The organism is Variovorax sp. NFACC27, assembly GCF_048301545.1.
Taxonomy (GTDB): domain Bacteria; phylum Pseudomonadota; class Gammaproteobacteria; order Burkholderiales; family Burkholderiaceae_C; genus Variovorax; species Variovorax gossypii.
The window spans coordinates 2,944,785-2,963,687 of sequence record NZ_CP157613.1 but is presented as its reverse complement, the minus strand read 5'-3'; the positions used below and the strand labels follow the sequence as shown (position 1 = coordinate 2,963,687).

Annotated in this window: 17 protein-coding genes; 13 read left to right on the top strand and 4 right to left on the bottom strand. The window is 69.8% G+C overall.

Annotated features, from left to right (window positions below; genetic code table 11):
• Positions 1-11: 11 nt before the first annotated feature.
• The 4 genes from mutL to ABL840_RS13815 all read left to right on the top strand — a co-directional run bounded on the left by mutL (position 12) and on the right by ABL840_RS13815 (position 4,872).
• A complete protein-coding gene (mutL, locus tag ABL840_RS13830) occupies positions 12-1,919 on the top strand; it encodes a DNA mismatch repair endonuclease MutL (RefSeq protein WP_093300606.1) in 1,908 nt (635 codons plus the stop codon).
• Positions 1,920-2,133: 214 nt separating this feature from the next.
• Complete coding sequence (locus ABL840_RS13825) at positions 2,134-3,111, top strand: alpha/beta hydrolase (protein WP_093204919.1); 978 nt, start codon at positions 2,134-2,136, stop codon at positions 3,109-3,111.
• A 67-nt stretch (positions 3,112-3,178) separates the two neighbouring features.
• Positions 3,179-4,222 (top strand): tRNA (adenosine(37)-N6)-dimethylallyltransferase MiaA, encoded by a 1,044-nt coding sequence (miaA, locus tag ABL840_RS13820; protein ID WP_093300607.1) that lies wholly within the window; start codon positions 3,179-3,181, stop codon positions 4,220-4,222.
• Complete coding sequence (locus ABL840_RS13815) at positions 4,219-4,872, top strand: ABC transporter ATP-binding protein (RefSeq protein WP_093300609.1); 654 nt, start codon at positions 4,219-4,221, stop codon at positions 4,870-4,872. Before miaA ends, ABL840_RS13815 begins: the two co-directional genes overlap by 4 nt.
• Before the next feature lie 16 nt (positions 4,873-4,888).
• On the opposite strand, the gene ABL840_RS13810 is transcribed toward ABL840_RS13815, so the two are convergent.
• Positions 4,889-5,851, bottom strand: coding sequence for a threo-3-hydroxy-L-aspartate ammonia-lyase (locus ABL840_RS13810; RefSeq protein ID WP_093300610.1), 963 nt, complete (start codon positions 5,849-5,851; stop codon positions 4,889-4,891).
• Positions 5,852-5,976: 125 nt separating this feature from the next.
• Between ABL840_RS13810 and ABL840_RS13805 the strand changes: the two genes are divergently transcribed.
• From ABL840_RS13805 to ABL840_RS13785, 5 genes are all read left to right on the top strand, one after another.
• A complete protein-coding gene (locus ABL840_RS13805) occupies positions 5,977-6,687 on the top strand; it encodes a GntR family transcriptional regulator (protein WP_093300612.1) in 711 nt (236 codons plus the stop codon).
• Positions 6,684-7,559 carry a phytanoyl-CoA dioxygenase family protein gene (locus ABL840_RS13800; protein WP_093300613.1) on the top strand — a complete coding sequence of 292 codons (876 nt, stop codon included), beginning with the start codon at positions 6,684-6,686 and terminating at the stop codon, positions 7,557-7,559. The genes ABL840_RS13805 and ABL840_RS13800 overlap by 4 nt, the downstream gene beginning before the upstream one ends.
• Before the next feature lie 5 nt (positions 7,560-7,564).
• The gene (locus tag ABL840_RS13795) at positions 7,565-8,938 is read left to right on the top strand and encodes an NAD(P)H-dependent oxidoreductase (protein ID WP_093300615.1); all 1,374 of its coding nucleotides are present in this window, start codon (positions 7,565-7,567) and stop codon (positions 8,936-8,938) included.
• 168 nt (positions 8,939-9,106) lie between these two features.
• A complete protein-coding gene (locus tag ABL840_RS13790; RefSeq protein ID WP_093300616.1) occupies positions 9,107-9,472 on the top strand; it encodes a YciI family protein in 366 nt (121 codons plus the stop codon).
• Positions 9,469-10,701, top strand: coding sequence for an RNA polymerase sigma factor (locus tag ABL840_RS13785; protein WP_093300618.1), 1,233 nt, complete (start codon positions 9,469-9,471; stop codon positions 10,699-10,701). The genes ABL840_RS13790 and ABL840_RS13785 overlap by 4 nt, the downstream gene beginning before the upstream one ends.
• Before the next feature lie 9 nt (positions 10,702-10,710).
• Here the strand turns inward: ABL840_RS13785 and ABL840_RS13780 are convergent, their stop codons facing one another.
• Complete coding sequence (locus ABL840_RS13780) at positions 10,711-11,436, bottom strand: NUDIX hydrolase (RefSeq protein ID WP_093300619.1); 726 nt, start codon at positions 11,434-11,436, stop codon at positions 10,711-10,713.
• A 116-nt stretch (positions 11,437-11,552) separates the two neighbouring features.
• Between ABL840_RS13780 and ABL840_RS13775 the strand changes: the two genes are divergently transcribed.
• From ABL840_RS13775 to ABL840_RS13765, 3 genes are read left to right on the top strand one after another with little or no spacing between them, the layout of a single operon-like run.
• Positions 11,553-12,170, top strand: a complete 618-nt coding sequence (locus tag ABL840_RS13775; RefSeq protein ID WP_093300621.1) for a DUF4291 domain-containing protein — start codon at positions 11,553-11,555, stop codon at positions 12,168-12,170.
• A 17-nt stretch (positions 12,171-12,187) separates the two neighbouring features.
• Positions 12,188-12,748 carry an NADAR family protein gene (locus ABL840_RS13770; RefSeq protein ID WP_093300622.1) on the top strand — a complete coding sequence of 187 codons (561 nt, stop codon included), beginning with the start codon at positions 12,188-12,190 and terminating at the stop codon, positions 12,746-12,748.
• A complete protein-coding gene (locus ABL840_RS13765) occupies positions 12,745-13,647 on the top strand; it encodes an ADP-ribosylglycohydrolase family protein (protein ID WP_093300624.1) in 903 nt (300 codons plus the stop codon). Before ABL840_RS13770 ends, ABL840_RS13765 begins: the two co-directional genes overlap by 4 nt.
• A 9-nt stretch (positions 13,648-13,656) precedes the next feature.
• Here the strand turns inward: ABL840_RS13765 and ABL840_RS13760 are convergent, their stop codons facing one another.
• Positions 13,657-15,108: a serine hydrolase domain-containing protein gene (locus tag ABL840_RS13760; RefSeq protein ID WP_093300625.1), complete on the bottom strand. Its 1,452-nt coding sequence runs from the start codon at positions 15,106-15,108 to the stop codon at positions 13,657-13,659.
• A 73-nt stretch (positions 15,109-15,181) separates the two neighbouring features.
• Here ABL840_RS13760 and ABL840_RS13755 point away from each other — a divergent pair, with 73 nt between their 5' ends.
• Positions 15,182-17,773, top strand: a complete 2,592-nt coding sequence (locus ABL840_RS13755; protein WP_093300627.1) for an ABC transporter permease — start codon at positions 15,182-15,184, stop codon at positions 17,771-17,773.
• Positions 17,774-17,800: 27 nt separating this feature from the next.
• On the opposite strand, the gene ABL840_RS13750 is transcribed toward ABL840_RS13755, so the two are convergent.
• Positions 17,801-18,850: a hypothetical protein gene (locus ABL840_RS13750; protein WP_093300628.1), complete on the bottom strand. Its 1,050-nt coding sequence runs from the start codon at positions 18,848-18,850 to the stop codon at positions 17,801-17,803.
• Positions 18,851-18,903 lie beyond the last annotated feature (53 nt).

Below are 18,903 nucleotides of genomic sequence, written 5' to 3'. Positions count from 1 at the left end.
AGAATGCCCCGGTGAGCGCCCTCCCCACCTCCATCTCCCCTGCCGAACGCCGCCCCATCCGCGAACTCCCCGACGAGCTGATCAGCCAGATCGCCGCCGGTGAAGTCGTCGAGCGCCCGGCCTCGGTGGTGCGCGAGTTGCTGGACAACGCGCTCGATGCCGGCGCGAGCCAGATCACCTTGCGGCTGGCCTCGGGCGGCGTGCGGCTGATCTCGGTGGAAGACGACGGCCTGGGCATTCCGCGCGAAGAACTCACGGTGGCTTTGCGCCGCCACGCGACCAGCAAGATCGCCAGCCTCATCGACCTCGAGACGGTCGGCACGATGGGCTTTCGCGGCGAGGCGCTGGCTGCCATCAACTCGATTGCCGAGCTCAGCATTCTTTCGCGCTTCGCCGGCGCCGACACCGCCTTCGCACTCGACGGGCGCACCGGCGAGCTGCGGCCCGTGGCGCGCTCCACAGGCACCACGGTCGAGGTGCGCGAGCTGTTCTTCGCCACGCCGGCGCGCCGCAAGTTCCTGAAGACCGACGCCACCGAGCTGGCCCATTGCATCGAGGCGGTGCGCCGCCATGCGCTGGCGCGGCCGGAGGTGGGCTTCTCGATCTGGCACGACGGCAAGCTGGTCGAACAGTGGCGCGCGGCCTCCACGCGCGAACAGCGGCTGGCCGATGCGCTCAGCGACGAGTTCGTGGCGCAGAGCGTGGCGGTAGACCGCGAAGGCGGTCCGGTGCGCGTGATCGGTCGCGCGGGCATTCCCGACGCGGCACGCTCGCGCGGCGACCAGCAGTTCTTCTACGTCAACGGCCGCTTCGTGCGCGACAAGGTGCTGTCGCACGCGGTGCGCAGCGCCTACGAAGACGTGCTGCACGGCCAGCGCCAGCCCATCTACGCGCTGTACCTCGAGATCGATCCGTCGCGGGTCGACGTGAACGTGCACCCGACCAAGATCGAAGTGCGCTTTCGCGACGGACGCGAGGTGCACCAGGCGGTGCGCCATGCCGTGGAAGACGCGCTGGCCGCGCCCCGCTCCGGCGACGCGGTGGCACCTTCCGGCACGGCGCCGCAGCCGTTCTTCAAGCCGGCCCCGCTGCCGTCGAACGCCAGCTGGTCGCAGCCTGCTATCAATTTCACAGCGCGCGAACGCGGTACCGGCGATTTCGAGGCGATGTGGCCGCGGCAAGACGAACAGCCGGCACCGGTCCGAGTCTCGGAACCGGCCTCACCGTCGCTCTGGCCGCAGGCCGGCGCAGCGCCGGCGACGTTCCAGCCCCCGGTCGGGCTGCCCATCACCGCCGCGAACACGAACGCCGCGCCGCTCGCCACCAACGAACAGGCCTGGCCGCTGGGCCGCGCGCTGGCCCAGCTGCAGGGCATCTACATCCTGGCCGAGAACAGCCAGGGCCTGGTGATCGTCGACATGCACGCGGCGCACGAGCGCATCGTCTACGAGCGCCTGAAGACGCAGCTCGACGGCGCGGCCATCACCAGCCAGCCGCTGCTGATCCCGGCCACTTTCGCGGCCACGCCGCAGGAGGTGGCCACGGCCGAGGCCTGCGCCGAGGTGCTGCCGACGCTGGGCCTGGAAATCACGCCCTTCTCGGCGCGCACGCTCGCGGTGCGCGCCGTGCCCGGAACGCTGGCGGACGGCGATCCGGTGGAACTGGCGCGCAGCGTGCTCGCCGAACTGGGCCAGCACGACGCGAGCACCGTCGTGCAGCGCGCCCAGAACGAGCTTCTGTCCACCATGGCCTGCCACGGGGCGGTGCGGGCCAACCGCAAGCTCACCATCGACGAGATGAACGCCCTCTTGCGCCAGATGGAAGAAACAGAACGTTCGGACCAGTGCAACCACGGCCGGCCGACCTGGCGCCAGCTTTCGGTGCGCGAACTCGACTCGCTCTTCATGCGTGGCCGATAACCGGGGTAGACGGGGCCGATCAGCGGTTTTCGGACTTTTTAAGCCTTTTTTCTAGGGTTTTCCTCAGTCGGCGGAACCGCGGGCACATACGTTGCATGTGTTCTGTAAAGCGCCAGTGAGCGCTGTTTCGGGGGGTTACCAAGGTGCTGTGTCGGCGCATCAAGGTGAAAGCAGGTGAACTTTCCGGCCGACTTCGCTGTCCCTCAACCCCATGATGAAACGCTGGACCCTCCTCGCGTCTGTCTTATCGCTGTGTGCCCTGCTCGCCGCCGGTTGCTCGACGCTCGACGAACAGCAACGCGAATGGATCTTCCAGCCCAGTGACCGCAGCTGGGGCAACACCGCCTCCATGGCCCAGGGCATGGAAGACGTGTGGATCGACTTCCAGTCCTCCATCACCGGCGAGCCGGCGCGGCTGCACGGCCTGTGGCTGGGCGGCGCCCCCGAGACCACCGACACGCCCGTGATGCTGTACCTGCACGGCGCCCGCTACAACGTGGCGGGCTCGGCCCCACGGATCCAGCGCATGCACGAGCTGGGCTTCTCGGTGCTGGCCATCGACTACCGCGGCTTCGGGAAGAGTTCCAAGGGCCTGCCCTCGGAGGAATCGGCCCGCGAAGACGCCCGCGCCGCCTGGACCTGGCTCGCCGCGCGCCACCCCAGGCAGCACCGTTACATCTTCGGCCACTCCCTCGGCGGCGCCATCGGCATCGACCTGGCGGCCCACGTGAAGGACGAGAGCGGCACCATCGTCGAGAGCACCTTCACCTCCATCGCCGACGTGGTCAGCAGCTTCAAGTGGGGCTGGCTGCCTTTCGGCCCCTTCATCACGCAGCGCTTCGAGGCGATCAACACGGTCAAGGACATCGGCGCGCCGCTGCTGGTGGTGCACGGCACCGCCGACAGCCTCATCAACCCGACGCTGGGCCGCAAGCTCTACAACGCGGCCACCGTGCCGAAGATGTTCGTGCTGGTCGAGGGCGGCTCGCACCACAACACCAACTCGGTCGGCGAGGCGCAGTACCGCGCGGCGCTGACGCAACTGTTCCGCATGAAGCCGGAGAACATGGTCGCCAGCAATGCCGGCGTTCAGCGCCCGACGCCGCGCCTCGCGCCGCCGGCGGCCGGCCGCGCGCCTACCCCGCAGGACGTGAGCGGCAAGCTGGAGCAGCCCGCGCCCGCGGCGATCTGACCTGAGGCCACGCCACCAAGCCCCGCCGTCCGGCCGGGCTCGCGCCATTTGCTACCCTCGGCGCACCATGTCTCCCAGTTCCGTCGCGGCCGCAAAGGCCGTCTCCTCGGCCTCCCCGGTCTCGCCGGCCCAGCCGGGTACCCCGCCCCGATTTCCACCGCGTTATGTCGCCCTCGCCGGCCCCACCGCCTCGGGCAAGACGGCCGCCGCGCTGGCGCTCGCGCGCCTGCTGCCGGTGGAGATCGTCTCGGTCGATTCCGCGCTGGTCTACCGCGGCATGGACATCGGCACGGCCAAGCCCACGGCCGCCGAGCAGGCCGCCGTGCCGCACCACCTGATCGACATCCTCGATCCGCGCGAGAGCTACAGCGCGGCAGCCTTCGTGGCCGATGCCACGCGGCTCATCGACGAGATCGGCGCACGCGGCGCGCTGCCGCTGCTGGTGGGCGGCACCATGCTGTACTTCAAGGCGCTGTTCGACGGCATCGATGCCATGCCCGCCGCCGATGCCGCGGTGCGCGCGCGCATCGACGCCGACGCTGCAACGCACGGCTGGCCCGCCATGCACGCGCGGCTCGCGCAGGTCGATCCGGTCACGGCCGCGCGGCTGGCGCCGCAGGACAGCCAGCGCATCCAGCGCGCGCTCGAAGTCTGGGAAAGCAGCGGCCGGCCGCTGTCGAGCTTTCATGCGAGCGACAACAAGACCGCCAGCGCGGTCGAAGGCGGCGCGCTGTTCTCGCTCGAACCCACCGACCGCGCCTGGCTGCATGGCCGCATCGCCGAGCGCTTCGACGCCATGCTGGCCTCGGGCTTTCTCGACGAGGTGCGCGCCCTGCGCGCGCGCGGCGATCTTTCGACCGACCTGCCCTCGATGCGCTGCGTCGGCTACCGGCAGGCCTGGGAAACGCTCGATGCCTGCGGCAATGCGGCGCCCGACGCCAAGGCCATGGCCGACCTGCGCGAACGCGGCATCGCCGCCACGCGCCAGCTCGCCAAGCGGCAGATCACCTGGCTGCGCAGCATGCCGCAGCGCACCGTGATCGCCTGCGACGCACCCGATGCCGTGCAGACCGCCGTTCAACTGATCGCCAGGACCGTCGCTCAAAGATGACGCTGCGCATTTCCAACCTTGGCAAGCACTACGGTGATGCGCCTGTCTTCGAGAACGTGACGCTCACTGTGGAGCCCGGCGAGTTCGTCGCCATCGTGGGCGAATCGGGCGTGGGAAAGTCCACGCTGCTCAACTGCATGGCCGGTCTCGACAGCTGGGACCAGGGCACGGTGACGCACGACGGCACCGACGTCGGCGCGCTCGACGGCGAAGCCTGCGCGCTTTGGCGGCGGCGCCACGTGGGCTTCGTGTTCCAGGCTTTCCACGTGCTGCCGCACCTCGACGTGGCGCAGAACGTGTCGCTGCCGCTGATGCTGCTGGGCCAGCAGAAGGACAGCGAAAGCCGCATCGCGCACATGCTCGAGACAGTGGGCCTGCCCGGCATGGGCGCGCGGCTGCCGCAGACGCTGTCGGGCGGGCAGCTGCAGCGCGTGGCCATCGCGCGTGCACTGGTGCATCGCCCCGCCCTGCTGCTGGCCGACGAGCCCACCGGCAACCTCGACCCGACCACCGCGGCGAAGGTGATGGAGCTGCTGATCGGCCAGACCCGCGAGCACGGCGCCTCGCTGGTGCTGGTGACGCACTCGGAGAGCGCGGCCGCTCAGGCCGACCGCCTGCTTCACCTGACGGCCGGCGGCATCCGGGCCTGAGCCCGCGGCTGCGGGATTACTGCGGCGCGATCAGCGCCGCGAAGCGCGACAGGTCGACGTTGCCGCCGCTGATCAGCACGCCCACGCGCTTGCCGGCGATGGCCTTGCCCGCCGCGATCGCGCCGGCGAAGGCGAGGCAGCCGGTGGGCTCCACCACCATCTTCATGCGCTCGGCGAAGAAGCGCATCGCGTCGACGAGCTGCTCGTCGGTGACGGTGAAGATGTCATCCACGTCGCGGCGAATGATGCCGAAGGTGTACTCGCCCAAGTGCTGCGTCTGCGCGCCGTCGGCGATGGTCTTGGGCGTTTCGATGTGCACGATCTTCCCCGCGCGGAACGACTGCTGGCCGTCGTTGCCCGCCTCGGGCTCCACGCCGTAGACCTTGCACTGCGGCGACAGGGCGCGCGCCGACAGCGCCGAGCCCGAGAGCAGCCCGCCGCCGCCCAGGCACACGAACAGATGGTCGAGCGGGCCGGTTTCCTCGATCAGCTCCTTCACCGCCGTGCCCTGGCCGGTGAGCACGTCGGGGTGGTCGTAGGGCGGGATCATCGTCATGCCGCGCTCCTGCGCGAGCCGCTTCGTCAGCGCTTCGCGGTCTTCGGTGAAGCGGTCGTACATCACGACTTCGGCGCCGTAGCCCTTGGTGGCGGCGACCTTGGCGGCCGGCGCGTCCTTGGGCATCACGATGACGGCGGGCATCTGCAGCAGGCGCGCCGACAGCGCGATGGCCTGCGCGTGGTTGCCCGACGAGAAGGCGATCACGCCGCCCTTGCGCTGAGTGGCATCGAACTTCGACAGCGCGTTGAACGCGCCGCGGAACTTGAACGCGCCCATGCGCTGGAAGTTCTCGCACTTGAAGAAGAACTCGGCGCCCCAGCGCTCGTTGGCGGTGGTGGAGCGCAGCACCGGCGTGCGGTGAGCATGGCCTTCGAGCCGCGCGGCCGCGGCGATGACGTCGTCGTAGGTAGGTAGTTGCATGTGTTCGAGCTTAGCGGCGGCTTGCAATTTTTTGCAGCCCCGATGGGTAAAAACCCGGTATGCGGAGCGCATCCGAACTCCGTACTCTGTATACAGAGTTCAGAAACCGGCGCAAGGAGACAACCATGCCCGCGCAGCTCGTCAGCATCGAAGTCGCTCCCGACCTCGTCGACCAGGTCTATCGCGCGCTGCTCGGCGCCATCAGCAGCGGCACGCTCGCGCCCGGCGAGCGCATTACTCAGGAAGACATCGCGCAGCGCCTCTCGGTGTCGCGCCAACCGGTGCTGCAGGCGCTGCGCCTGCTGAAGAAAGACGGCTTCGTGCTCGACGCGCCCGGCCGCGGCGTGCTGGTGGCGCCGCTGGAAGCCGAAGCGATGCGCAAGGTCTACCAAGTGCGCGGTGCGCTCGACGCACTGGCCGCGCGGCTGGCGGCGCAGCAGCGCTTTCGCATCGACCCGAAGCTCATCGAACGCGGCCGGAGAGCCGCGCGCGGGCGCAATGTCGAGGCCATGCTCGACGCCGACGTCGCCTTCCACCAGGCCATCTACGAAGCATCGGGCAATCCGCTCATCGGCCAGAGCGCCGATCCGCACTGGCGCCACCTGCGCCGCGCGATGGGCGCGGTGCTGCAGGCCGAGCCGCAGCGCGAGACGCTGTGGGACGAGCACGAGGCCATTGCCGAAGCCATCGCAGCGGGCAATGCCGATCGCGCCGCGCGCCTGAGCGAGGAACACGTCTCGCGGGCCAGCGAGGCATTGAACGAGCGGCTGCGGGCACATGCCGCGTCCGCCCATACCACCACGGCCACACCCGCAAGAAAAGGAGACAAGGCATGAAACTGACATCCGAGCAGCGCGCGCAGTTCGAGCGCGACGGCTATCTGTTCTTCCCCGGCCACTTCTCGGCCGAAGAAACCAGGGCGCTGACCGACGCGGTGCCCGAGCTCTACGCCAGGCGCGAGGCCTTCAACGTGCGCGAGAAAGGCTCCGACGCCGTGCGCACGAACTTCGCCGCGCACCTCGTGAGCGAGCCCTTCGCCCGGCTCGCGCGCCACCCTCGCATGGTCGAGCCGGTGACCGATCTCTTCGGCGAGGAGGTCTACATGCACCAGTTCAAGATCAACGGAAAGATGGCCTTCGAAGGCGACGTGTGGCAGTGGCACCAGGACTACGGCACCTGGCTCAACGACGACCTGATGCCCACCGAGCGCGCGATGAACGTCGCGATCTTTCTCGACGACGTGAACGAGCACAACGGCCCGCTGATGTTCATCCCGGGCAGCCACCGCAAGGGCGTGGTCGATGCCAGGCACGACCTCACGACCACCAGCTACCCGCTGTGGACCGTGGACAACGACCTGATCCGCCAGCTGGTGGATCGCGCCGGCGGCAAGCACGGCGGCATCGTCTCGCCCAAGGGGCCGGCCGGCTCGATGATCCTGTTCCACAGCTGCCTCGTGCATGCCTCGGGCAGCAATCTCTCGCCCTTCAACCGCGTGGCTGTGTACCTGAGCCTGTGCGCGGTCAGCAACCACATCCGCCGCCACAAGCGGCCCGAGTACATCGCGCACCGCGACTTCACGCCCATAGAGCTGCTGCCCGACGACTGCCTGCTGAAGCCCTACCCGGTGGAAGTGCCGTGGAAGAACGGCCTGCCCGAGAGCGCGCTGCGCACGTCGCCCGATGTCCTCGACACGGTGGAGGCCTGAGCGACATGAGCCTCCATTCCCGCCTGCAACAGCGCGCCGCCGAAGGCCGCCCCATCCGCGTCGGCCTGATCGGCGCCGGCAAGTTCGGCGCGATGTATCTCGCGCAGATTCCGCGCACGCCCGGCGTGCAGCTGGTGGCGATAGCCGACCTGTCGCCGGACGCGGCCCGCGTCAACCTCGAGCGCGTGGGCTGGCAGCGCGAGCGCGCCGCGGCCGCCTCGGTGCATGAGGCGCTGAAGCTCGGCACCACCTGGATCACCGACGACTGGCAGGCCGTGACGCGCGAGCCTTCCATCGACATCGTGGTCGAGTGCACGGGCAACCCCATCGCCGCCGTGGACCATTGCCTCGACGCGTTCGCGCACGGCAAGCACGTGGTGAACGTGACCGTGGAGGCCGACGCCTTCTGCGGCCCGCTGCTCGCGCGCAAGGCGCAGCAGGCCGGCGTTGTCTATTCGCTGGCCTTCGGCGACCAGCCGGCGCTGATCTGCGACCTGGTCGACTGGGCGCGCACCTGCGGCTTTCCTGTGGTGGCGGCCGGGCGCGGCCACAAGTGGCTGCCGCACTTCACCGAATCGACGCCCGAGACGGTATGGGGCAACTACGGCCTCACGCCCGAACAGGCGAAGCGCGGCGGGCTCAACCCCAAGATGTTCAACAGCTTCCTCGACGGCTCCAAGCCTTCGATCGAAAGCTCGGCGGTGGCCAACGCCACCGGGCTCACCGTGCCCTCGGACGGCCTGCTCTACCCACCCGCGAGCGTGGAGGACATTCCCTTCGTCACGCGGCCGAGGAGCGAAGGCGGCGTGCTCGAGCGCAAGGGCATGGTCGAGGTGATCTCCTCGCTGGAAGCCGACGGACGGAAGATCCCGTACGACATCCGCATGGGCGTGTGGGTCACGGTCGAGGCCGAGACCGACTACATCAGGAACTGCTTCGAGGAGTACAACGCCCACACCGATCCGAGCGGGCGTTACTTCACGCTCTACAAGCGCTGGCACCTGATCGGGCTCGAAGTGGGCATGTCGGTGGCAAGCGTCGCTCTGCGCGGCGAGCCCACCGGCGTGGCCACCTGCTGGAATGCCGACGTGGTCGCCACCGCCAAGCGCGACCTCGCCGCCGGCGAGATGCTCGACGGCGAAGGCGGCTACACCGTCTGGGGCAAGCTGCTGCCGGCCGACCGCTCGCTGCGGCTGGGCGGCCTGCCGCTGGGGCTGGCGCACAACGTCAGGCTGGCGCGCCCGGTGAAGAAGGGCCAGAGCCTGAGCTGGGCCGACGTGGCCATCGACACCACCACTGCCGCCTACAAGGTGCGCAGCGAGATGGAGGCGCTGTTCGCGCCCCAGGCCCCGGTGCGGGCCCAGGCCCAGGCCGCCTGACCGCCAGCTGAGAACCCGCCCGCCTCGGTGCAGCCACCGTTGCGCCGGCGGGCGTTCGCGTAAAAAATATTCTGCTCGGCACGAAGCCCGTGTCGAAATGACCGCCGGCGGGCCGTCATTGTGGTGAGCGATCCTGCTCAGCAAGCTTTTCCACGACGGAGAAACACCATGCAGTACATGTTGATGTTCTATCAGCCCGCGGCCGAATTCGAGCACCGCGAGGACGCATCCGCGCAGGCCTACCGGGCCAGTTGGGTCGCGTATGCCGACGCCGTGCGCCAGTCGGGCATCTCGCTCGGCGGCCACGGCCTCTTCCCTCCCATGACCGGCACCACGCTGCGCGTGCGCGGCGACAAGCGCCAGGTGCAGGACGGCCCCTTCGCCGACACCAAGGAACAGCTCGGCGGCTACTTCGTGATCGACGTGCCCGACCTCGACGCCGCGCTCGAATGGGCGGCGCGCGCGCCCTGCGCGACCAGCGGCGGGGTGGAGGTGCGGCCCGTCTTCGTCGCCACGGCCCTGGCTGCCGCATGAACGACCCGGCGGTCGGCAGGGCCGCCGAGCGGGCGGCGCGCGAGTCGTATGGCCGGCTGCTGGCCATCCTCTCGGCGCGCACCCATGACATCGCCGCATCGGAAGACGCGCTCGCCGATGCCTTCGCCCGCGCGCTCGAACGCTGGCCCGCCGACGGCATTCCGGTGCAGCCCGACGCCTGGCTGCTGAGCGTGGCGCGACACCGCAAGCTCGACGCCTGGCGCCACAGCCGCGTACAGGACCAGGCCACCCAGACCCTGCTGCTGCTAGCCGGCGAAGTCGACGACGCCGCCGACGGCAGCAGCGCCATTCCCGACGAGCGGCTGCGCCTGCTCTTCGTGTGCGCGCATCCTGCCGTTGACGCCGCGGCGCGCGCGCCGCTCATGCTGCAGACCGTGCTCGGCCTCGATGCAGCGCGCATGGCCGGCGCCTTCCTGACCGCGCCCTCCACGCTCGGCCAGAGGCTGGTGCGCGCCAAGGCCCGCATCCGCGCCGCCGGCGTTCCCTTCGAATACCCGCAGGCGCGCGACCTGCCGCAGCGGCTGCAGGACGTGCTCGACGGCATCTATGCGGCCTACGGCACGGGCTGGGACGACGTCGACGGCGCCGACGCCCTGCCCCGCGGCCTCACGACCGAGGCCATCGACCTCTGCCGCATCCTCTGCGGCCTGATGCCGGCCGAGCCCGAACCGTTGGGCCTGCTGGCGCTGATGCTGTTCTGCGAGGCCCGCATGGCGGCACGCCGCAGCGACACCGGCGCCTACGTGCCGCTCGATCAACAAGACCCGCTGCGCTGGGACCCTGATCTGCTCGCGGAGGCGGAGTTCTGCCTGCGCCGTGCGTCGGAAATGAAATCGCTGGGCGCCTACCAGCTCGAGGCCGCGATCCAGTCGGCCCATTGCGAGCGCCGGGTGGGCGCGCCGGTGCCGCCCGAGGCGTTGGTGTCGCTGTACGAAGGACTGCTGGCGCTGCGCTCCAGCATCGGCGCGCAGGTCAGCCTTGCTTGCGCGCTCGCGAACGCGCGCGGCCCCGAGATCGGCCTTCGAGCGCTCGAAGCCATTCCCGCGCAGGACGTGGCGAACTACCAGCCGTATTGGGCGGCGCGCGCCCATCTGCTCGCGGCCGGCGGCGCACGCTCCGCCGCGCGCCAGGCATTCGACAGGGCCATCGGCCTGAGCACGAACGCCGCCGTGCGCGCGTACCTGCACGCGATGTCGGACCGGCTCTGAAGCCCGGAACTACTTCGTCGCGTTGAAGGTGCGCGGGAACAGCGCAGCCTGCGATCGGTCGCGCAGCCGGTAGCTCATGGCCGGCCGGCCGAGACTGCCGGTGACCATGCCGGCCTCTTCCATGAAACCACCGTCGAGCATGCGCTTTCGGAAGGCGCTCTTGTCGATGTCGCGGCCCAGCACGACTTCGTAGGTGTGCTGCAGCGCCGGCAGCGTGAACGGTTCCTCCAGCAGGAAGGCCGGCAGCGAGGTGTACTCGACCTTGCTGCGCAGCCGCGCGACCGCCGCATCGAGCAGCTCGCCGTGGTCGAAGGCCAGCCGCTTGCGCGAAGCCGCATCGACCTCGAACCACGCCACCTCGGCCGCATTGGCGCCGCTGCGCAGCTGCATCGCCTGCGCGGGGATCAGTGCATAGAAGCAGTGCGTGGCCGACCAGCCCCGAGGGTCGCGCTGCGCTCCGCCCCAGCTGCCGAGTTGCTCGAGATAAGGCGTGATCACGCCGGTCTTCTCGCGCAGCTTGCGCAGCGCGCAGTCGAGCAGCGTCGCGTCCTCGTCGATGTTCACGAAGCCGCCCGGCAAGGCCCACTTGCCGGGAAACGGCTCCTCGCTGTCGGCCGGCCGCTTCACCAGCAGGACCTGCAGGGCTTCGTCGAGCACGGTGAACATCACCACGTCGACCGTGACCAGCGGACGCGGGAAGGTCAGTGGCGGGAACTTCGAAGAAGGCTGGTTCACAGGTTGCTTGACTCGCGGTTTATTAGTTGTACTATACAACCCTTAATTAGTTGCACAGAGCAACTATCATCAGAATAAGAGCCGAGCAACAAGAACTACAAGGAAAGAAGAACGAAATGCACGACGCTGTCACACCCCTGCCCACCGAGCGGCACCTCACCCAGCGCGCACGCTGGCCGCAAAGCGGCAGGCACATCCTCGCTCATCACGACGAGTCGTCGGTCATCGTCTACCAGGCCTATCGCTCCGCCATCGGCGAGTACGCCATCCGCCACGGCCGACTCGATGGGCCGGACTTCAGTCTCTCGCGCATGAGCTGGATCAAGCCGAACTTCCTCTGGATGATGTACCGCTCGGGCTGGGGCACCAAGGAAGGCCAGGAGGTCACGCTGGGCCTGCGGTTGCGCCGCACGTTCTTCGAGCGCGTGGTGCGCGAGGCGGTGCCGTCGACCTTCGATGCGGCGAGCTACCCGAGCCCCGAAGCGTGGCAGGAGGCCGTGGAGCGGTCCGAGGTCCGCCTGCAATGGGACCCCGACCACTCGCCGAAGGGCGGCAAGCTGGAACGCCGCGCGATTCAGCTCGGACTGCGTGGCCGCACGTTGGCCGCATTCGCGCACGAAGAGCTGCTGGAGGTCATCGACATGCGCGCCTTCGGGGACGCACAACGCCCGCTGGCACAGGACAACAACCCCGAACTGGAACTCCCGGTCGAGCACCCGCTCGTCATCGGCTGAGAAGGAGAAAAGAAGAAATGACGACCGTACCCCGCAGCACCCGCGACCTGCCCGCCTACTTCGCGCAGGGCCATCGCCCCGAGTACCTGCTGTTCTGGGGCCACCAGGCACCGAAGACCGGCGTGAACAAGAGCTGCTTCAGCCAATGGTTCGAGGCCGCGTTCAAGGTCGACGGCGTCTCGTACCGCACGGCCGAGCACTTCATGATGGCGGGCAAGGCACGCCTGTTCGGTGACAACGAAGTCTGCGAACACATCCTGGCCGCGCGCACGCCCGGCGAGGCGAAGAAGCTGGGCCGGCAGATCCGCGGCTTCGACGAGGCCGCGTGGGTTGCCGCGCGGCTGGACATCGTGACGCAGGGCAACATCGCCAAGTTCGCGCAGAACGCGGAGCTCGGCGCCTTCCTGCTCGGCACCGGACATCAGGTGCTGGTGGAAGCCAGCCCGGTCGACCCGATCTGGGGCATCGGGCTTGCGGCCAACAGCCCTTCGGCACAGGACCCGCGCGAATGGAAGGGGCTCAACCTGCTGGGCTTCGCGCTCATGGCCGCGCGCAATGCGCTGAGGCAGCAGCAGTGAACGCCATCGAGCGCTACCAGGGCTGCCTGCTCGGCCTGGCCTGCGGCGACGCGGTGGGCACCACGGTCGAGTTCCGCTCGCGCGGCAGCTTCGCTCCGGTCACCGGCATGCACGGCGGCGGCCCCTTCGGGCTGATCGCCGGCGAATGGACCGACGACACCTCGATGGCCCTGTGCCTGGCGGCGAGCCTGATCCACTGCAAGGGCTTCGACGCGGTCGACCAGATGAACCGGTATTGCAACTGGCGCAGCGTGGGCTACATGAGCAGCACCGGCAACTGCTTCGACATCGGCCTGACGGTGTCGGGCGCACTCACCCGCTACCTCGCATCGGGCGACCCCTTCGCCGGCGACCCCGATCCGCGCACCGCCGGCAACGGCGCATTGATGCGCCTCGCCCCGGTGCCGATGTTCTACGCGGCCAGCGCGGAGGCCGCCTGGAAGCAGGCCGGCGAGAGCACGCGCACCACGCACGGCGCGCAGGAAGCCATCGAATGCTCGCAGCTCTTCGCGCTGCAACTGCGTTCGGCACTGCGCGGCGAAGACAAGGCTGCGATCCTCTCGACCGAACCGCTGGCGCCGCTGAGCGCGAAGGTCGCGGCGCTGGCGGGCGGCGCCTACGCCTCGAAGCCCGTCGAGCAGATCAGGGGATCGGGCTACTGCGTCGAGTCGCTCGAAGCAGCGCTCTGGTGCTTCGCGAACACCGGCTCCTTCGAAGAGGCCGTGCTCGCCGCAACCAACCTCGGCGACGACGCGGACACCACGGCAGCCATCTGCGGCCAGCTCGCGGGCGCCTTCTACGGTGTCGACGCCATTCCGCGCGACTGGCTCGACAAGCTCGTGATGCGCGACGACATCGAACGGATGGCCGGCGAGCTGCTGGCGCTGTCGACGGGCTGAGCCCGTCGGTCACTCCTGCGTGACGGCGGCCGCCTCGCCCACCCGGCGACCGTCGAGCTGGCTGCCTCCCTGCATCAGCGACACGGCGACCACCGCGTTCGACGCGTCCCGACGGAACACGACTTGCGCTCCGATGGCGGTCACGGCGAAACGGTCGGCGCCCGTGGGCGTGAGCGCGCTGTAGCCGCGCCCCGTCTCGCGCACCAGCAGCCTGCCGCTGCGCACGGCGAAGCTCAGCGACTTGGACTTCGTCACGCGGTACTCGCCCTTGTAGTCGTCGAGCCGCTTCGGGTCGAGGGGCACTTCCGTCGTCGGCACCGGGTAGCGGCTCTTGCCGATGGCCAGCATCACCGACTGCATCGGCGCGCGCGCGTTGCTGCTGAGAACGATCATCGCCTCGCCCGTGTCGGGCGCGAGCAGCCACAGCGTGCGGTAGCCCTCGGTGACTCCTGCGTGGTAGTAGGTGCGCCGGCCGCCCTCGGGGCCGCGCACCATCACCGCGTAGCCGATCTCGGCACCCTCGTAGCGCGCCAGCGGCGTCAGCATGCGCGCGGCGGCCGGGCCCAGGGGGCCATTGGCCCCCGCGAGGACGGCGCGGCTGAAGGTCATCATGTCGGCGGCCGTGGAGCGCAACGCGCTGGCGGGCGCGTAGGCCTGCATGTCGAACAGCGGCTGGCGGCGGTCGCCGGCGAAGGCCGGCGCCATGCGCGAGGCCTTGTCGCCGAGCGTGATGACGGTGTCGTTCATGCCCAGCGGCTCGGTGATGCGCGCGCGCACCAGTTCGCCCCACGAGGTGTCGTAGTGCTCGGCGAGCAGCTGGCCGAGCAGCGCCATGCCGAAGTTGCTGTACGCGCCCTCGCACGGCGGCGCCGCGGCCGTGAGCCTGATGCGCGCGAGCGCGGCCCAGAACAGGGGCTTGTCGAAGGAGTGGAACTGCTCGACGAGCGGCGCGCCGCCGGTCACGCCGTCGGCCATCACGGGCATGCAGCCGGTGTGGGTGACGAGCTGGCGCAGCGTGACCGAAGCCACCGCCGGCGAGAGGCCCTCGACCTTGCCGGCGAGCAGCTTGCCCACGGTGTCCTCGAGCTTCAGGTCGCCACGCTGCACCGCCTGCGCGAGCAGCAGGCCGGTGAACACCTTGGTGACGGAGCCGATCTCGAACATCGGCTGCTCGGCGCTGCCGGCCGCGATGGCGCGCGGGGCCGAAGGCGGCTCGGGGTTGTAGGCCGCGCCGTAGGCCGCCTGCCCGTTGCGCAGCGTGCCGACGACCAGCGTGCCGCGCTCCGCGCCGAGCGCGGCCCTGGCCAGGACTGCCGGATCGCTCGCCAGCGTCAGGGGCTGCTGTGTCTGCTGCTGCGGCTGCAGTTGCGCGACGGCATTGCCGGCCACCAGCAACGGTACGAGAAGCGAGGCCGCGAGCCAGGAACGGTACAGCAGCGGGGCATGGGGCAGGAGCCGCATCGTCGGAATCCTCAGGCGTCGTCGAAGAGCCGCCATCGTGCCATGCCCCGAGCGCCACGACGACAATGGCCCGATGCGCGCATTGCTCACCACCTTCTCCTGGCAGGAACTCCGCCACCATCCATGGCGCAACGCGGCCGCCGTGCTCGCGGTGATGCTGGGCGTGGCGCTGGCCTTCTCGGTGCAGCTGATCAACGCTTCTGCGCTCGACGAGTTCTCCAGCGCGGTACGCTCGGTCAACGGCGAGCCCGACCTCGAGGTGCGCGCCGTGCAGGGCGGCTTCGACGAAGCGGTGTTCGCGCAACTGGCCCGGCAGCCCCAGGTGGCGCTGGCGAGTCCGGTGTTCGAGTTCCAGGGATTGGCGCTGGCCGGCGAACGACAGGTGCCGATCCGCGTGATCGGCATCGACGCACTGGTGCTGCCGACCATCGCGCCCGCGCTGATGCCGCAGGTGGCCGCGGGCGCCGACCGCTTCGCGCTCTTCGCGCCGGGCCGCGTGTTCCTCAACCTCGCGGCGCGCGACGCGCTGGGCCTGCCTGCACAGGCACCCGGCGAAGGCGCCACGGAAACGGTGCAACTGCGCAGCGGCGACGCCTGGCACCCGCTCACGGTCGACGGCCACGTGGCCGCCGGCGGCAAGGCGCTCGCGGTGATGGACATCGCGGCCGCGCAGGAACTCTTCGGCCGCATCGGCCAGCTGAGCCGCATCGATCTCCGGCTGGCGCCCGGCACCGACCGGGCGGCCTTCATGGCTTCGCTGCAGAAGTCGCCCGACTGGCCCGCGGGCGTACAGTTCGCCGAGCCCGGCGATGCGGCGCAGCGCGTGAGCAACCTGTCGCGCGCCTACCGCGTGAACCTCACGGTGCTGGCGCTGGTGGCCCTCTTCACGGGCGCCTTCCTGGTGTTCTCGGTGCTGGCGCTCAGCGTGGCCAAGCGGGCGCAACAGTTCGCGCTGCTCGGCGTGCTCGGACTCACGCCGCGCGAGCGGCTGCGGCTGGTGCTGGCCGAGTCGCTGGTGCTGGGCCTGATCGGCAGCGCTGCCGGTCTCGCGCTGGGCACGGCGCTGGCGGCCTTCGCGCTGCGCGTGCTAGGCGGCGACCTGGGCGGCGGGTATTTCGAGGGCGTGGCGCCCACACTTCACTGGAGCGCGGGCGCCGCCCTGCTCTACGGCGGGCTCGGCGTGCTGGCCGCGCTGGTCGGCGGCTGGTGGCCCGCGCGCGCGGCGCAGGCGCTACCCGAGGCGCAGACGCTCAAGGGCCTGGGCGCGGCGCCCACGCAGGGCAATGGCCACTGGCTCGCGCTGGGACTGATCGCGCTGGGCGCGGTGCTGGCCAGGCTGCCCGCCATCGGCGGCATTCCGGTGGCGGCCTACCTCTCGGTGGCATGCCTGCTGGTGGGCGGCATCACCGCCCTGCCCTGGCTGATCGCGCTGCTGTACGACCGCGTCGCGCCGCTGTTCGCGCAGCGCGTGCTGCCGATGCTGGCCGTGGAACGCGCGCGGCGCATGCGCGGCACGGCGGCGGTGGCGGTCAGCGGCGTGGTCGCGAGCCTGAGCCTTGCCGTCGCGCTCACGGTGATGGTGGCGAGCTTTCGCGATTCGGTGACGCAATGGCTCGACGTGGTGCTGCCCGCCGACCTGTACGTGCGCGCCACCTCGGGCGGGCGCGGCAGCAACAGCGGCGGTGCCAGCAGCACCGACACCGCGACCTTTTCCCCGGCCTTCGTGCAGTCGCTGGCGCAGCTGCCCGGCGTGGCGCGCACCGGCACGCTGCGCACGCAGTCTCTGCAGCTGGATGCGACGCGGCCCGCGGTGACGCTGATCGCGCGCAGCCTGGAAGGCGGTGCCGCGCAATCGCTGCCGCTCGTGGGCTCCGCGCTGCCAGTGCCCGAAGGACAGGTCGGCATCTACGTGAGCGAGCCGATGGAGGAGCTCTACGGCGCGAAGCCGGGCACGACGTTCGCGCCGCTGTCGGGAGCCATGGGCAAGGCGCAGGTGTCGTTCTTCGTGGCCGGCGTGTGGCGCGACTACGCGCGGCAGTTCGGCGCCATCACCATGGACGCGCGCGATTTCGAACGCATCACCGGCGAGCGCAACGTGAGCGACGTCGCGCTGTGGCTCGCGCCCGGCGCATCGGAGGGCGCCGTCCAGAACTCCGTGCGCGAACTCGCCGCACGCCAGGACGACGGCTCGGCCGGGTCGGTGGAGATCGCGTCGGTGGGACAGATCCGTACGACCTCGCTGCGCATCTTCGACCGCAGCTTCGCCGTGACCTACTGGCTGCAGGCGGTGGCCATCGCCATCGGCCTGTTCGGCATCGCCGCGAGCTTCAGTGCGCAGGTGCTGGCGCGGCGCAAGGAGTTCGGGCTGCTCGCGCACCTGGGCTTCACGCGGCGGCAGGTGCTGGCTGTGGTGGCGGGCGAAGGCGCGGCGTGGACCGCGATCGGCGCCGTGGCGGGGCTGGGCCTCGGGCTCGCGGTGTCGGTGGTGCTCGTGAAGGTGGTGAACCCGCAGAGCTTCCACTGGACCATGGACCTGCTGGTGCCATGGGAGCGCCTGCTGGCGCTGTGCGGCGCGGTGGTGGCCGCGGGCACGGTCACGGCCTGGCTGGCCGGCCGGGCCGCCGCGGGCAAGGACGTGGTGCTGGCAGTGAAGGAAGACTGGTAGTCGGGACAAGCCCTGCGGCACCTCAGCTCAAGGGAGCCCGCAGATGTACCCGCGATACCAGCTCGCGAGCTTGCTCCAAGGAATCTCGACGTCCGCCGCACTTTCCCTGCCCCAGGTAACGAGGCCGAAGGTCGCGCCGGTCTGGCTGATCTGGACGGACAGGGCCAGCATGAAGTGGCCGCCGAAAACGCGCATCAGCGCTGACTGGCTGTAGTCCCTGCCGAGCGACATCTCGCCCAGGCTGCCTGCGGCGACCAGCATGACGGTGTTGCCGCCAGCCAGCCGTAGCCGCAGTGTCCGCAAGTGCGGCTCGATGATGCTCTGGCCGACTCTGGTGCGGTCGGCCTTCCTGAGCAGGCCGGCCAGGCGCCACCCGTTGTGGATGTGATCCTCCACGTTCCGGAAGCCGGCATCGCGCATCCACTGCTTCATGGTGGTAGCCGTCGACATGCCTTCGAGCGTCCTGTTGGTGGAGGCGCTGCGATAGGCAAGCAGGTTGCTTCCTTCGCGCAGGCTGGCCAGCGCGATGTAGTCGGCCTCGCGGATCTGGTCCGCTCCATTGGCCCTGGGACGCTTGCCCAGTAGGTTCGAGCCCGACTTGACTTTCACCGTGTTGGGCCCGAGGTCGCCCCTGCGGATCTCGGCCAGGCCCGTCACGTACAGCACGTATTCCTCGATATTGCGCCGCGCGATGCCGTGCATGAACGTGACCGGTCCGCAAAGCGGGTGTTCCTTCTGCTCGATGTACTTGTAGTGGACGATCCTCACGACCAGCTGCAGTGCGATCAGCTCGCGGGAAAAGTGGCGCCAGGGCAGCGCGGCCTGCCCCTGCAGGAAGCCGCCGCCATGGCCCTGCGGCCCATACGCACCGATCACCCTGTCCAGCGCACGCTGCTGCGCGGCATCGGGCGTCCAGTAGTTCGTCAACATCGTGGCGAGGGCGCAAACCTGGTTGATCGTGGGGATCTGATCGACGTTGTTGGCCTGGTCCAGCAGCGCGGCCAGCTTTTCCGCATTCGAGTTGAACGCCCACAAGGTGTTGTGGTCAGGGTCCAGGGTGTCGGCGAGCGTGGGCATGGCGGCCTGTTCCTCGGGGAGTGGTCGACGGACGACTCTAGCCCCGGCATCAC

Excerpts from the sequence above, each read along its gene's own strand:
- ABL840_RS13825 (WP_093204919.1), top strand. The coding sequence starts at position 2,134 with ATGAAACGCTGGACCCTCCTCGCGTCTGTCTTATCGCTGTGTGCCCTG.
- miaA (WP_093300607.1), top strand. The coding sequence starts at position 3,179 with ATGTCTCCCAGTTCCGTCGCGGCCGCAAAGGCCGTCTCCTCGGCCTCC.
- ABL840_RS13815 (WP_093300609.1), top strand. The coding sequence starts at position 4,219 with ATGACGCTGCGCATTTCCAACCTTGGCAAGCACTACGGTGATGCGCCT.
- ABL840_RS13810 (WP_093300610.1), bottom strand. The coding sequence starts at position 5,851 with ATGCAACTACCTACCTACGACGACGTCATCGCCGCGGCCGCGCGGCTC.
- ABL840_RS13805 (WP_093300612.1), top strand. The coding sequence starts at position 5,977 with ATGCCCGCGCAGCTCGTCAGCATCGAAGTCGCTCCCGACCTCGTCGAC.
- ABL840_RS13800 (WP_093300613.1), top strand. The coding sequence starts at position 6,684 with ATGAAACTGACATCCGAGCAGCGCGCGCAGTTCGAGCGCGACGGCTAT.
- ABL840_RS13795 (WP_093300615.1), top strand. The coding sequence starts at position 7,565 with ATGAGCCTCCATTCCCGCCTGCAACAGCGCGCCGCCGAAGGCCGCCCC.
- ABL840_RS13790 (WP_093300616.1), top strand. The coding sequence starts at position 9,107 with ATGCAGTACATGTTGATGTTCTATCAGCCCGCGGCCGAATTCGAGCAC.
- ABL840_RS13785 (WP_093300618.1), top strand. The coding sequence starts at position 9,469 with ATGAACGACCCGGCGGTCGGCAGGGCCGCCGAGCGGGCGGCGCGCGAG.
- ABL840_RS13775 (WP_093300621.1), top strand. The coding sequence starts at position 11,553 with ATGCACGACGCTGTCACACCCCTGCCCACCGAGCGGCACCTCACCCAG.
- ABL840_RS13770 (WP_093300622.1), top strand. The coding sequence starts at position 12,188 with ATGACGACCGTACCCCGCAGCACCCGCGACCTGCCCGCCTACTTCGCG.
- ABL840_RS13760 (WP_093300625.1), bottom strand. The coding sequence starts at position 15,108 with ATGCGGCTCCTGCCCCATGCCCCGCTGCTGTACCGTTCCTGGCTCGCG.
- ABL840_RS13755 (WP_093300627.1), top strand. The coding sequence starts at position 15,182 with ATGCGCGCATTGCTCACCACCTTCTCCTGGCAGGAACTCCGCCACCAT.
- ABL840_RS13750 (WP_093300628.1), bottom strand. The coding sequence starts at position 18,850 with ATGCCCACGCTCGCCGACACCCTGGACCCTGACCACAACACCTTGTGG.